Origin of the sequence: Soehngenia longivitae (assembly GCF_004684055.1) — a bacterium.
Classification (GTDB): domain Bacteria; phylum Bacillota; class Clostridia; order Tissierellales; family Tissierellaceae; genus Soehngenia; species Soehngenia longivitae.
This window is the reverse complement of sequence record NZ_SRIB01000010.1, coordinates 83,288-96,114: the sequence shown is the minus strand read 5'-3', so window position 1 is coordinate 96,114 and position 12,827 is coordinate 83,288. Positions and strand designations below refer to the sequence as shown.

The 12,827-nt window shown below is 34.3% G+C and carries 13 protein-coding genes and 1 riboswitch; of the genes, 5 read left to right on the top strand and 8 right to left on the bottom strand.

The genetic code is table 11. The features are described from left to right. Positions 1 to 89: 89 nt before the first annotated feature. The 3 genes from E4100_RS07805 (at position 90) to E4100_RS07795 (ending at position 2,037) form a co-directional block, all read left to right on the top strand. Positions 90 to 1,319: a PTS sugar transporter subunit IIC gene (locus tag E4100_RS07805; protein ID WP_209315317.1), complete on the top strand. Its 1,230-nt coding sequence runs from the start codon at positions 90 to 92 to the stop codon at positions 1,317 to 1,319. Continuing rightward, positions 1,312 to 1,647 (top strand): PTS sugar transporter subunit IIA, encoded by a 336-nt coding sequence (locus E4100_RS07800; RefSeq protein WP_209315316.1) that lies wholly within the window; start codon positions 1,312 to 1,314, stop codon positions 1,645 to 1,647. The genes E4100_RS07805 and E4100_RS07800 overlap by 8 nt, the downstream gene beginning before the upstream one ends. A gap of 117 nt (positions 1,648 to 1,764) precedes the next feature. Further along, the gene (locus E4100_RS07795) at positions 1,765 to 2,037 is read left to right on the top strand and encodes a hypothetical protein (RefSeq protein WP_135271478.1); all 273 of its coding nucleotides are present in this window, start codon (positions 1,765 to 1,767) and stop codon (positions 2,035 to 2,037) included. An 18-nt stretch (positions 2,038 to 2,055) separates the two neighbouring features. On the opposite strand, the gene E4100_RS07790 is transcribed toward E4100_RS07795, so the two are convergent. The 7 genes from E4100_RS07790 to E4100_RS07760 form a co-directional block, all read right to left on the bottom strand. Continuing rightward, the gene (locus tag E4100_RS07790; protein ID WP_135271477.1) at positions 2,056 to 2,550 is read right to left on the bottom strand and encodes a hypothetical protein; all 495 of its coding nucleotides are present in this window, start codon (positions 2,548 to 2,550) and stop codon (positions 2,056 to 2,058) included. A gap of 1 nt (position 2,551) precedes the next feature. Beyond that, complete coding sequence (locus E4100_RS07785; protein WP_135271476.1) at positions 2,552 to 2,992, bottom strand: DUF4430 domain-containing protein; 441 nt, start codon at positions 2,990 to 2,992, stop codon at positions 2,552 to 2,554. 19 nt (positions 2,993 to 3,011) lie between these two features. Further along, positions 3,012 to 3,515 carry an ATP:cob(I)alamin adenosyltransferase gene (locus tag E4100_RS07780; RefSeq protein ID WP_135271475.1) on the bottom strand — a complete coding sequence of 168 codons (504 nt, stop codon included), beginning with the start codon at positions 3,513 to 3,515 and terminating at the stop codon, positions 3,012 to 3,014. 97 nt (positions 3,516 to 3,612) lie between these two features. Beyond that, positions 3,613 to 3,782, bottom strand: a riboswitch (cobalamin riboswitch). A gap of 79 nt (positions 3,783 to 3,861) precedes the next feature. Next, entirely contained in the window at positions 3,862 to 6,963 is a 3,102-nt protein-coding gene (locus tag E4100_RS07775; RefSeq protein ID WP_135271474.1) for a type I restriction endonuclease subunit R, read from the bottom strand. Next, on the bottom strand, positions 6,960 to 8,162 hold the full coding sequence (locus E4100_RS07770) for a restriction endonuclease subunit S (protein ID WP_135271473.1): 1,203 nt from the start codon (positions 8,160 to 8,162) through the stop codon (positions 6,960 to 6,962). The genes E4100_RS07775 and E4100_RS07770 overlap by 4 nt, the downstream gene beginning before the upstream one ends. Further along, on the bottom strand, positions 8,159 to 9,727 hold the full coding sequence (locus E4100_RS07765; protein ID WP_135271472.1) for a type I restriction-modification system subunit M: 1,569 nt from the start codon (positions 9,725 to 9,727) through the stop codon (positions 8,159 to 8,161). Before E4100_RS07765 ends, E4100_RS07770 begins: the two co-directional genes overlap by 4 nt. Before the next feature lie 3 nt (positions 9,728 to 9,730). Continuing rightward, positions 9,731 to 9,952 carry a helix-turn-helix domain-containing protein gene (locus tag E4100_RS07760; protein ID WP_135271471.1) on the bottom strand — a complete coding sequence of 74 codons (222 nt, stop codon included), beginning with the start codon at positions 9,950 to 9,952 and terminating at the stop codon, positions 9,731 to 9,733. A 208-nt stretch (positions 9,953 to 10,160) separates the two neighbouring features. On the opposite strand from E4100_RS07760, the gene E4100_RS07755 reads away from it, so the two are divergent. Beyond that, positions 10,161 to 11,084, top strand: a complete 924-nt coding sequence (locus tag E4100_RS07755; RefSeq protein ID WP_135271470.1) for a TDT family transporter — start codon at positions 10,161 to 10,163, stop codon at positions 11,082 to 11,084. 10 nt (positions 11,085 to 11,094) lie between these two features. Beyond that, positions 11,095 to 11,559, top strand: a complete 465-nt coding sequence (locus tag E4100_RS07750) for a C-GCAxxG-C-C family protein (RefSeq protein WP_135271469.1) — start codon at positions 11,095 to 11,097, stop codon at positions 11,557 to 11,559. Positions 11,560 to 11,591: 32 nt separating this feature from the next. On the opposite strand, the gene mnmA is transcribed toward E4100_RS07750, so the two are convergent. After that, complete coding sequence (mnmA, locus tag E4100_RS07745; RefSeq protein ID WP_135271468.1) at positions 11,592 to 12,692, bottom strand: tRNA 2-thiouridine(34) synthase MnmA; 1,101 nt, start codon at positions 12,690 to 12,692, stop codon at positions 11,592 to 11,594. Positions 12,693 to 12,827: the final 135 nt, after the last annotated feature.

The window sequence follows — 12,827 nt, the reverse complement described above, 5'->3', positions numbered from 1 at the left end:
TGATTATGGAGCTATTATTCTAAATATTATTTAGAAAATTATTATTAGTTGTTTTCCAACAATTAATTGACACTATCCAAAATGTCTACTTGCAAGCAATTAGGGATGCATTTAGCAGTTTTGCACTTCCTGTAATATTAACTGGAGCAATTTTCTTAATTATTGCAAATCCTCCTACAGGGATCAACTGGGCTCCGATAATAGCATGGGAAAATGCAGTAAAACCAATAATGGCACAAATTTTGATACCATTTAATTTAACCTTTGGAGTAATGGCACTGATGGTAGCATTTGGTACTGCTTATAGCCTTGCTTCACGTTGGGATTTAGATGAGTCAATGACAGGATTGACAGCTATGCTCGCTTTTTTAATTAGCTGTTTTCCAGCAACAGATATAACTAAAATTAGTTTTGGAGAAGTGCTGAATTATTTAGGAGGACAAGGACTATTTATCGCTATCATCTTTGGGATTATTACTCCTATTGTAGTTAGATTTTTCAATAAAAGAGGCTTGGTAATAAAGATGCCTGAGCAAGTACCTCCATATGTAGTTAGAAGCTTTATAGCCTTAATTCCTATGTTTACTATGATCATACTTGCATGGGGAACAGAATGGATAGTTTGGTCTAGATATCAAATAACTTTGCCACAACTAGTGATACAGATATTCCAACCGCTGGTTGTTGCATCGAATAGTTACCCGGCAGCTATAGCTGAAACAATTTTAATGATGCTATTGTGGTCATTGGGAATACACGGAATGAATGTAGTATCATCTATAGCATATCCATTTTGGATGAGCCAATTGGCTGCAAACGCTGAAGCTGCGGCATCCGGAGCAGAATTAACTGGGATTATAACAGAACCATTTTTTCATGTATTTACACATCTAGGCGGTTCAGGATTGACTTGGCCTTTAGTTATCATGTTTATGTTTTCCGCATCAGTACAGCTGAAAACCATAGGCAGAGCATCGTTAGTACCTTCAGTATTTAATATAAACGAACCAGTGATCTTCGGAGCACCAATAGTATTAAATCCAATATTGATGATACCGTTCATGTTAGCACCTATTGCAGCGGTAACAATAAACTACATTGCATTTGCTACAAATATAGTTGCTAAACCATTGTTACAGCTTCCATTTACAGTACCTGTATTTTTAAGTGGATTTATCTCTAGCAGTGGGGACTGGAAGGCGATAGTGTTGCAGCTAGTGAACATAGTTGTAGCAGGGATCATATATTATCCATTTTTTAAAATGTATGAAAAACAGCTAATAAATTCAGAACAAGAAGGAGTAGTTGCAAATGAGTAATGATAATATAGAAATGATGGAATTAGAAGAAATTATATATAATCTAGTGCTACATGGTGGGAATGCAAGAGCAGAAGCTTATGAAGCGCTAGAGGCAGCAGAAGAAGGTAGATTTGAAGACGCAAAGAAACATTTAGAAAAAGCCGATGAGGAATTTTATGAAGGGCATGATTATCAGAACAAATTAGTGCAAGGTAAGCAAAGCCAAGTTCCAAATTTTCTTGTAGTACATGCTCAAGACCAGTTAATGACAGCACTTGCTGAGAAAAATTTAATCAGTAGATTGATAAATTTATACAAAAGAGTATATGATTTAGAGAACAAATAACAAACACCCCAATTGACATATGTTAATTGGGGTGTTTTTAACAGCTAAGTTGTATTTTCTTATGAATACAATTATAATTTATAAATACAATGAATTTATAAAATTGAAGGTGATACTTTGGAAAGCAATATGATTTTAGTCTATTTTTTAATTGGGTTTATGGTATTTTTCTTAGAAATAGGTTTTGCATTAAAAGAGAGTAAGTTCACAGGGCTTATCTTACCCATAACTTTTTTAATTATAGCCATTTATAATTACCTTCCAGTGATTATAAATGGGGCAGAATTTACTGATGAGGTTAGAACTCTTGTAACTGTAGGATTAGTTGGATTTATAGTTTCTACAATTGTTTATTTGACAATTCGCATGAGGAAAAAAGGGGGTAAGTAGAGCTTTAAGCTCTACTTTTTAGGTATTGAGCTTCAATAGAAGCTTTTTTAAAGGATTTAGCAAAAATAATGTTGCAATGAAAGTAACTAAAGCATTTACAATAGAAACTTGAAATCCAAGAAGTAATCTGATTAAAAGGCCTCTGTAATCCAAATTTGCAGCGACAATATACGGTATGTCAATTAATGTTCCACAAATAAAAGCTAGTATAAACCCTAACAGTGCAAGTACAATAAGTGAATTTATTTTTTTGCCTAAAGTTGAATATATTAAAGCATATTGCGGAAAAACAATTAAATACATTATTGTCCATAGCCCAAAGCCTCGAGTTAACATCACCAATAAGCAAAATATGGTAACTGCTAAATAGGATTCATCTCTTTTTAGGCTCACACCATATAATAGAATAGTAAAATTCACAAGCTCGATATATAATAGTCCAGACCCTATAAATTGTATGATATACAATATGCTAGCTAACATAGCTACTTTTGTGATTTTCCTACTACTCATTTTACATTCCAGACATTATAGTATAGTGAAATTCGATTTCATCACCATCATTAAGTCCAATAGAATCAACACCTGGGGCTTCTCCTATTTTCATGTCAAGACCTTTTTCAGTAGACTTATATGAATACATCCACCAAGGGCCATTTGTCATATCTGCTGTTTCTATTCCCAATAAACCATCTAAGAATCTTCCAAACTGAGTATCAGTCATTTTTACATCTAATTTTTCTTTATTCTCTTCTAGAAAATCACCAAGAGTTGCTTTTTCAGTTGTAAATTTACTTTTTTCCATCAATACTTCTCCAGTAGTATCATCAATTATAGTTATATAAATAGTCTTATCTAAATCACTACCTTGAAAGTAACTATTAATTCCAAAAAATACTCCTAAAACTACTGCTATTGCCAGTATTGTTAATATAACTTTTTTAGTATTATTCATTTTACGTCAATTCCTCCAATTAATAAGATTTTGATATGAATTCTATTTCGTCAATATTTTCTAACCTGTTAGTTTCTATCGCAAATGCAAACAATAGATTTGCTGCTAGATTTGAAAAATCAATTAAAATCTGTGGTACAACTACACCAGATTTTTCAATTAAATGTAAATTTCGTGTAACTATCTTTGCTTCACATCTTGCGTTATGGTACAGAGTTGCAATGCTAGAACCTGTTGGGTAGACAAAATTAACCACTCTACCCTTATTTCTTTCTTTTAACACATGATACATTAATAGCCCTTCTTTGACATCAGCATCCGAAATTGCCATTTTACCTCGTAATGATCCATTTAGATGTAAAACTCTTTCTAATAACCACCAAGTTTCTTTTTCTAAAGGGGTATTTTGAGACAATATATGACCTAAACTTGCAGAAAGCTTATCAGTCAAAATTTCATGGTCTACGACTTTTGCATCTTCATTTAAAAATGGGTAACTTATTAAATCATAATCTGGTTTCATTTACTATCCTCCTAAATTACTATAAAAAAAAGCTCCTAAAAAGGAGCAAAATAAACAAAAATACTTGTTAATTTGTTTCCTCCTTTCCCTCCGAAAGTAGAACATAATTTTTAAGGCAGGTCTCCTGGCTTGTGGCTTAAACTTATCAAACCTTCCCATAGTAAATCTACAGTGGATAAATGATAAGCATACCATATACAGTAGCGGGGGCTGCAGCGTTTCACGCATTTCCCTATTAAGTAATACACCTTAAAAAAATATGAAGTTGATATTATGATACATCATTATGTTGGTTAGTACAATAGAAAAATAAAAAAATAATTATGTCTGATTTATTTATTATCTGCTACACTAACCCTGAATACTTCTCAAAGAGTAACATTAACTTTTCAATAATTCCTTGCTTTTTAGCAGCCCTGTTTCCTCCAAAGCGCGATACAGGAGGCATGATTTTATCAATAGCTGTACCAGTTGTCTTAAGCATTCCATCTCGAAAAGCATTGTCAATGAAGTGGCGGGTTTCTTGAGGTTTTAATTTTTCTTCTTCTATAATTGCTGAAATATCTTCTTCCTTACGCTCATTCAGGAATTTGCGCCAATCCTCATCCACTTTGGTAGATACATTGACCTGTTCAATAAAACGTTCGATAAGCTCTTTCTTACTTCGAAGTTCAATACTTGAATTAATCGCTTTATCAATAGTTGTAAGAATCGTTTTATCTTTACAGTTGGATTGTTGATATTTAGCTACAAGCATGAGGATGTAGTCAATATTTACCTCTATTTGTTTGACCAGTTCGATCTCAAAAATTATGTCGTCATTGATAGTTTCTTTATCTGCATCAGTTCCTTTTCTATATTCCTGATACAGGTCAATATAAATACTCTGATAGTCTTGAAAATCCCTTTCAGATAAAATCTCATTGCCTTCAAAGTCATCGAAAGAAGTAAGAATATTTCTGAGTCGAAGGATTGCACCATATAGCCTTATGAAGTCTTTTTCTGCTTCCTCTCCTAGGATAGCTTGACCAAGGGGATACTTTGTTGTAAGAGTTTCAATCAGTTCAGCATAGCCAGGTTTATACTCACCTTTATCATCATAGCCATTGTAGTATTCTTCGAATGTTTTTAGCAGTACAATACCGCCAGCATCTTTATTGCCAAATAGTGCAATAGCTTTGTCTGTTTCTTCTTTCAAATCTCTAAAACAAACGATGTTGCCATAGGTCTTAACGCTATTTAAAATGCGATTTGTTCTTGAAAAAGCTTGAATCAGTCCATGTTGCCTTAGGTTTTTATCTACCCACAGTGTATTCAGTGTTGTTGCATCAAAGCCTGTTAGGAACATATTGACAACAATCAAAATATCAATCTCCCGATTCTTTACACGAAGAGAGATGTCTTTATAGTAATTCTGAAACTTGTCAGAAGAAGTATCATAATTTGTGTTGAATGTCATATTGTAATCCCTTATAGCCGATTCAAGAAAATCTCTGGAGCTCTGGTCAAGGGTTTCCATATTAAAATCCTCTTCAGGCAACAGTCCATCTGGCTCTTCTTCATTTGCACTAAAACTGAAAATAGTTGCAATGATAAGGTTATGGTTTTTTTCCGCTATCTGCTTCTTAAACTCATTATAGTATCTGATCGCCATTGGAATCGATGCGGTAGCAAATATGGAGTTAAAACCAGCAACACGTCTTGTTTCGCGCTTTTCAATTATATTCTTAGGATTTTTTTTATCTATTTCTTCCCATTTTGCTGAGAATGTATAATAACTATTGCGTTTTGTTTTCTGGTCAAAATGCTCAAGAACGTAAGAGACGATTTCACTAATTCGCTGTGGATCTGCTAAAGCTTTCTCTCGGTCAATGCTATAGACTTTTTTATCATTTAAATAATCAGGCATTTTAATTGTATTGATAAAATCTATCCTAAAAGGTAGAACATTTCCATCATTTATAGCATCGACAATGGTGTAAGTATGAAGCTTTTCTCCGAAAGTTTGCTCGGTTGTACGAAACAGCGGGTTTCCACTTGAGCTGGCATTTGCAGCAAAAATCGGTGTTCCTGTAAATCCAAAAATATGGTAGTTTTTAAAGTTCTTAGTGATGGCTTGATGCATCTCTCCAAACTGGGAACGGTGGCACTCATCAAAAATCAATACTACGTGTTTCTTATAGATATCATGCTGTTTGTTTTTACGGATAAATATATCTAGTTTCTGAATTGTGGTTACAATAATTTTGTATTCGTGAGGGTTTCCTTTTTCATCTTTGTCTTCTAATTGCCTTTGAAGAACTCTTGTAGACGTGTTACCGTTAGCTGCTCCCTTTTCAAAGCGGTCATATTCTTTCATAGTCTGATAATCCAGATCTTTACGGTCAACAACGAATAGTACCTTATCTATGTAAGGTAAAGCCGACGCTAATTGTGCTGTCTTAAAACTTGTCAATGTCTTTCCAGAGCCTGTGGTATGCCAGACATATCCTCCTGCAGCAGTTGTACCCATTTTCTTATAGTTGGTTGATACTACAATACGTGATAATATACGTTCTGCAGCAGCGATTTGATAAGGACGCATTACAAGAAGTAGATCTTCAGAAGTAAAAACACAATATTTTGTTAAAATATTTAAAAGTGTGTGTTTGGCAAAAAAAGTTTTAGTAAAGTCTACAAGGTCAGGAATAATTTTGTTATTTGCATCTGCCCAATAGTTTGTAAACTCAAAACTGTTGCTCGTTTTTTTATTTTTTTGGCGTTCACCGCTACTTTGTTCCTTGATATGAGCGTTTCTTGTGGTGTTACTATAGTACTTTGTGTGAGTTCCATTGGATATGACAAAAATCTGCACATAATCAAACAAACCAGAAGCCGCCCAAAAGCTGTCTCGCTGGTATCTATTTATCTGATTGAAGGCTTCTCGGATAGCAATTCCGCGACGCTTTAATTCTACATGAACAAGAGGAAGCCCATTGACAAGTATAGTTACATCATATCGGGTTTCATGCTTACCGCCTTCTTCTTCATATTGATTAATGACCTGCAGGCGATTGTTGTGGATATTCTTCTTATCTAAAAGGTATATGTTCTTCGTTGTTCCATCTTCACGTTTTAGAATTTGTATATGATCATCCTGAATTTTTCTGGTCTTTTCAACAATTCCCTCATTAGTATTTGCAATGCACTCTGTGAAAAACTTATCCCATTCACTATCAGTAAAGGTGAAGTCATTGAGTATTTCAAGTTGTTTTCGGAGGTTTTTTATCAATGCAGATTCGTTGTGCACTGAAATATATTCATACCCCTGTGAAGTCAACTGGAAGATAAATTCTCTTTCAAGTTCTGCTTCACTCTGATACTTTTCAGAGCGTACATTATATTCTGCTGCATATTCGGCAACAACTGTTACTTCATCAGTACTTGCTACAATGTTGTATATACTCATGACGACACCTCCTTAAAAGACAAAAGTTTATCTCTGTAATATTCATATTGCTTTTGGCGAGCTTCTAGTTCGGCTGTAAGTTCCTCTATAAGTTCTGTAAAATTGTCTAATATACGCACAATTTCCTGCTGTACAGGCAGAGGGGGGAGAGGGATAACAAATTCTTCTGTATCAGGAAGAGAAATCTGTGGCAATGAACCCATACTCGATGCAGTTTTTCTAAAATGTGAGAGGTTGTTTTTTAGCACATAATATAAATATTTCACAGCTATTGTATTATCGTCTGTATATGCCCACATTTCATTTTTAAATGTAAAAGGCTTATCATAATAAACAGCATCAATTACACCTCTGGATTGTACCAAGACTGCTGGAACTCTTGTAATATTTACGTTTGGAATATCCTTTTCCATTGCATTAATTACAGTTTTTCCACCTGCAAAGATTCTGATTTCACCATAAGGATTATCAATTTCTTTCATTTTTCCAGCAGTAATAGGAGTACCCTTGAGCCTTTTGTAGACCTGTTTTATCTTTTTATATTCCACCCCATCTGGGCATAGTTTATTTAGTTCTTCTCTACTTAGCAACGAATCTCTATAATAATCATACTGTTTTTTCCTTAGCTTAATTTCAGATTCAATTTCTGTTATAAGCTCTGTAAAATTGTCCAGTATGCGGACAATTTCCTGCTGTACAGGCAGAGGGGGAAGGGGGATTTCCATATCCAAGATATTTTTCATGTTAGGATGCTTAATGCCTGAGCCTCTGTAAAAGCTTGCAATAGTATCAATGTTATTTTGCATCCAGTAATAAAGAAATTTATTACAAAGAACTGTTGTGTCAATTGACGTAGCAATCCTATTGTCAGCTGTAACAAATTTACCGTTGTAATATTTAACGTTTGGTGTACCGCCCCATGGAATAGCTACAACTTCACCTTTGCATAGATTATCACCTGCAAGATCTTCTGTTGTCCATCCAGTTTTTTCACCTGTTGATAATAAATATACATCTCCTTCTTTTCTTTCCAATTTAAACAAATCACTAGCGAGCATATATGGATAGGTATAAACCTTTTTTTGCTTATACCGTTCAACTGCATTAAACTTCTTATCCCAAATTGTTACTTCCCATAAAGGTTTATACTCCACCCCATCAGGGCAAAGTTCCTCAATCAACTCATCCAATCTACTCATTTCTCCACCTCAATTTCTGCGATGATCTTGTCTATTTCATCTCTTAAAATCTGCTCCCTTGCTACTATTTCTTCTATTTCAGCGTTAAGCTTCTTAATGTCTATTTTCTCACGCATGTCTTCTTTTTCAACATAATTTGATACTGAAAGATTATATTCATGTTCAGCGATTTCATTGTTTGGCACAAGCTTAGCAAAATGCTCAATATCTTTTCTATCTTTAAATGCATTAAGAATAGTCTCGATATTTTCCTGTGATAGCTTGTTATTATTTGTGACCTTGACAAATTCCTGTGATGCATCGATAAATAAGGTGCTGTTTTCTGATTTAGACTTTTTGAGTACCATAATGCAGGTAGCTATGCTAGTGCCGAAAAACAGATTATCTGGCAACTGAATAATACAGTCGATGTAGTTGTTGTCAATTAAGTATTGTCTGATTTTCTTTTCAGCGCCACCGCGGTACATTACACCGGGGAAACAAACAATAGCCGCTGTACCATTCGTTGCAAGCCAAGAGAGGCTATGCATTATAAATGCAAGGTCTGCCTTGGATTTTGGAGCCAATACTCCTGCTGGTGAAAAACGAGGATCATTAATGAGAATAGGATCGCTGTCGCCCTTCCATTTAATAGAGTAAGGTGGATTTGAAACAATAGCTTCAAAAGGCTCATCATCCCAATGTTGAGGATCCGTTAGCGTATCACCAAGGGCAATGTCGAATTTATCATAATCAATATCGTGTAAGAACATATTTATTCGGCACAGGTTGTAGGTTGTGATGTTAATTTCTTGACCGAAAAAACCCTGACGCACTTTATTTTTTCCTAAGACTTTTGCAAACTTTAACAACAAAGAGCCCGAACCACAAGCTGGGTCATATACTTTGTTGACTTCAGTTTTTCCTACTATTGTTAACCGTGTAAGGAGTTCAGAAACCTCCTGTGGTGTATAATATTCTCCGCCGCTCTTTCCGGCACTTGAGGCATACATACTCATTAAAAATTCATAGGCATCGCCAAATGCATCTATGGTATTGTCTTTATAATCTCCTAATTTCATTTCTCCAATAGAATTAAGTAGTTTAACTAGCTTTTCATTGCGCTTTGCTACAGTGTTGCCTAGCTTATTGCTGTTAACGTCAATATCGTCAAACAAGCCTTTGAAATTATCTTCACTTTCTGTTCCTTGTGCAGATGCTTCAATATTGCTAAAAATCAGCTCCAACGTCTCATTTAAGTTTTCGTCGTCTTTTGCACGCTTGCGGACGTTTTCAAAAAGTTCACTGGGTAAAATGAAGAAACCTTTCGTGTTGACTAGATCTTCTCGTGCCTGTTCTGCTTCCTCATCTGATAACTTAGCATAATCAAATTCTGTATTGCCAGTTTCCCATTCGCCAGCATTAATGAAACTAGTGATATTTTCAGATATGTAGCGGTAAAATAACATACCGAGAACATATTGTTTAAAATCCCATCCATCTACGCTACCTCTTAAATCATTTGCAATATTCCATATGGTACGGTGTAATTCTGCTCGTTCCTGTTCTTTTCTGTTGTTTTCCATAATTTACTTCCTTTCTTCAGCTGTATTTGGCACCAATTCCATGATATCTTTAAAATCAACGCCAAGCGCCGTACAAACTTTTACAAGAACGTCCATGCTGACATATTCATTTTTAGAAAGCTTTGAAATTGACGATGGACTTATTCCTGCAGCAGCTTGTAAATCTTTCTTCTTCATGTCGCGGTCTATCAACAATTTCCAAAGCTTTTTATAGCTAACGGTCATCTTGGTCACCTCTTTATATATTTTTTCCATTATAGCACATTTTCTTCAATTACACCATGATAGTGTTGCGTTTGCGAAGGATTTATGCAATTAACTAAATACTACTATAGAAAATTTTATTAGAACAAAGAAATACATAAAAAAATTCAATGAGCTATTATATATTTTTGTGTTAAACTAGATTATGACTAAGATAAGGAGGTGTTTTATGGAGAGAATAAAGAAAATTCCATTGCCAATTTCAGGGCTTATACTCGGACTTGCTGCATGTGGAAACTTAGTACAAAGCCATGGAGAAGTTTATCGCAACATATTTGGGGCTATAAGTGCTATATTTGCAGTGCTTTTAATTATCAAGATATTTACTTCATTTGAACAGACAAAAAAAGATTTAGAAAACCCCGTAATAGCTAGTACTTTTCCAGCATTTAGCATGTCGATAATGATTTTAAGTACATATTTAATACCTTATTCAGATTTACTTGCTAGAGCTATATGGGTCATTGGATTAATTTTTCATATCATATTGATTGTCTGGTTTTCAATGAAGTTCATATCAAAATTTGATATTAAAAAAGTATTTCCTTCATGGTTTATCGTATATGTAGGAATTGTAGCAGGATCAGTTTCTTCTAAAGCTTTCGGATATGAAGAAGTTGGAAGATGGTTGTTCTATTTTGGACTTATTAGCTTTATAGTGATCTTGCCAGTTGTAATTAAAAGAGTCTTTGTTGTAAAGGGTATACCTGAACCAGCTTTACCTACGATAACAATAATGACTGCACCTGCAGGGCTGTTGCTTGCAGGATATATGAATGCATTTGAAAACAAAAGCTATGTAGCAGTACTTGCACTTTTAATTATTTCACAAATTCTTTATATCTATGTGTTGACTCAGCTGCCAAAGCTTTTGAGTTTAAAGTTTTATCCATCGTACTCGGCTTTCACTTTTCCAACCGTCATTACAGCTATTGGTTTAAAGGGAGCGGCCAACTACTTAAAAGGAGTAAATGAATCATTAAAGTTTTTATCTTCAGTTGCATTGATTGAAGAGATAATTGCGGTTTTATTGGTAGTATATGTTTTAATAAGATACATTTCGTTTTTAAGTTTCAATGTAAAATCTAATTAGAGGTGATAATATGACCAGAGAAGAATTAGTTAATCAAGTTAAAAATGAGGCTGAAGGGTATTTTGAAAGAGGAGAATTTTTCTGTTCTGAAGCAGTTGTAAGAACAATTAATAATTTGCTTGGGAAACCATATGAAGATAATGTAGTAAAAATGGCATCAGGATTTCCGATAGGGATTGGTAAATCGGGTTGTCTATGTGGAGCGGTAAGTGGTGGAATTATGGCTTTGGGAATGGTTTATGGCAGAAATTATGGTGAAAAAATGGATGATTCCATGTTTCCAATTTCAGCTGACTTGCATGATTTTATAAAAGATGAATACGGCTCAACTTGCTGTAGAGTTATGACAAGGAAATGGGCTGGGGACAATTTCCAAAGCCCTGAAAGGAAGAAGCACTGTGTTGAAATAACTGGAAGAGTTGCAGAATGGGTTGCAGATAAATTAATTGAAGATGGAAAAGTGGTTGTAGAATAGCAAAATGCTGTATGAATATTCCATACAGCATTTTAATTGAAGTTATATTTCTCATCTAAGGGGATTGCTTTATTTATAATTGCGCTTCCTAAGCAGATTTCTCCATCATAAAATACAGCTACTTGACCCGGAGTTATTGCCTTTACAGGATATTCAAATTTGACGTACAATTTGTCATCTGATTTTTCAACTACTACTGGTATATCTTTTTGTCTATATCTAAATTTAGCGGTGCATTGTAAAGGGAATACAGGTTCTTTTTCACTTATCCATTTAGGCTCTTCTCCGATTAATGCCACTGAATAAAGTGCTTTATGTTCTTCACCTTGTGCTGCATACAAGATATTTTTTTTCAAATCTTTGCCAACTACAAACCATGGCTCTCCACTTTTTATGCCACCTATTCCTATGCCTTTTCTTTGACCTATAGTATAGTGAATTAATCCGGTATGCTTACCTATCTTTCCTCCATCAACATCTATTATATCTCCAGGAGTCGCTAGTAGATATTTATCTAGAAATTTATCGAAATCTCTTTCACCTATAAAACATATTCCAGTTGAATCCTTCTTTTTGGCAGTGTAAAGATTTGCTTCTTCAGCTATTTTTCGGACTTCTTCTTTAGTTAGATCTCCTATTGGAAATATTGTCTTAGAAAGTGCCTTTTGACCAATTCTAGACAGAAAATAAGATTGGTCTTTATTTTTATCAATACCTCGCAATAGCAAATATTCACCATTTTCCTCTTTGACTCTTGCATAGTGGCCCATAGCAATATAATCAGCTTCTAGATTTAGAGCATAATCTAAAAACGCATTGAATTTGATTTCTTGATTGCACATGACATCTGGATTGGGCGTTCTTCCTTTGTTGTATTCATCTAAAAAGTAGCTAAAAACTCTATCCCAATACTCTTTTTCAAAATTGATTGTATAACATGGTATACCTAGTTCAAATGCTACTCTCATTGCATCTTCTGCATCTTGTGTGGCAGTGCAAACACCATCTTCATCTTTTTCATCCCAATTTTTCATAAACAATCCAATTACATCATAACCTTGATTTTTAAGGATAAGAGCAGAAACTGAAGAATCAACTCCTCCACTCATACCTAATATGACTCTTTTTTTCATTTACATCCCTCTTTTAAATTAAATATCACTTCATTAATGAAGTGATAAATCTACTATTTATTTATATTAGCATTTTTACATTTATTCTACAAGCATAATTGATTGAAATATGTTAGATATAGTGATAAACTACTA

Bases quoted from the DNA above. Each gene is read 5' to 3' on its own strand.
- E4100_RS07800 (WP_209315316.1), top strand. From the start codon at position 1,312: ATGAGTAATGATAATATAGAAATGATGGAATTAGAAGAAATTATATAT.
- E4100_RS07790 (WP_135271477.1), bottom strand. From the start codon at position 2,550: ATGAGTAGTAGGAAAATCACAAAAGTAGCTATGTTAGCTAGCATATTG.
- E4100_RS07785 (WP_135271476.1), bottom strand. From the start codon at position 2,992: ATGAATAATACTAAAAAAGTTATATTAACAATACTGGCAATAGCAGTA.
- E4100_RS07780 (WP_135271475.1), bottom strand. From the start codon at position 3,515: ATGAAACCAGATTATGATTTAATAAGTTACCCATTTTTAAATGAAGAT.
- E4100_RS07775 (WP_135271474.1), bottom strand. From the start codon at position 6,963: ATGAGTATATACAACATTGTAGCAAGTACTGATGAAGTAACAGTTGTT.
- E4100_RS07770 (WP_135271473.1), bottom strand. From the start codon at position 8,162: ATGAGTAGATTGGATGAGTTGATTGAGGAACTTTGCCCTGATGGGGTG.
- E4100_RS07765 (WP_135271472.1), bottom strand. From the start codon at position 9,727: ATGGAAAACAACAGAAAAGAACAGGAACGAGCAGAATTACACCGTACC.
- E4100_RS07760 (WP_135271471.1), bottom strand. From the start codon at position 9,952: ATGACCGTTAGCTATAAAAAGCTTTGGAAATTGTTGATAGACCGCGAC.
- E4100_RS07755 (WP_135271470.1), top strand. From the start codon at position 10,161: ATGGAGAGAATAAAGAAAATTCCATTGCCAATTTCAGGGCTTATACTC.
- E4100_RS07750 (WP_135271469.1), top strand. From the start codon at position 11,095: ATGACCAGAGAAGAATTAGTTAATCAAGTTAAAAATGAGGCTGAAGGG.
- mnmA (WP_135271468.1), bottom strand. From the start codon at position 12,692: ATGAAAAAAAGAGTCATATTAGGTATGAGTGGAGGAGTTGATTCTTCA.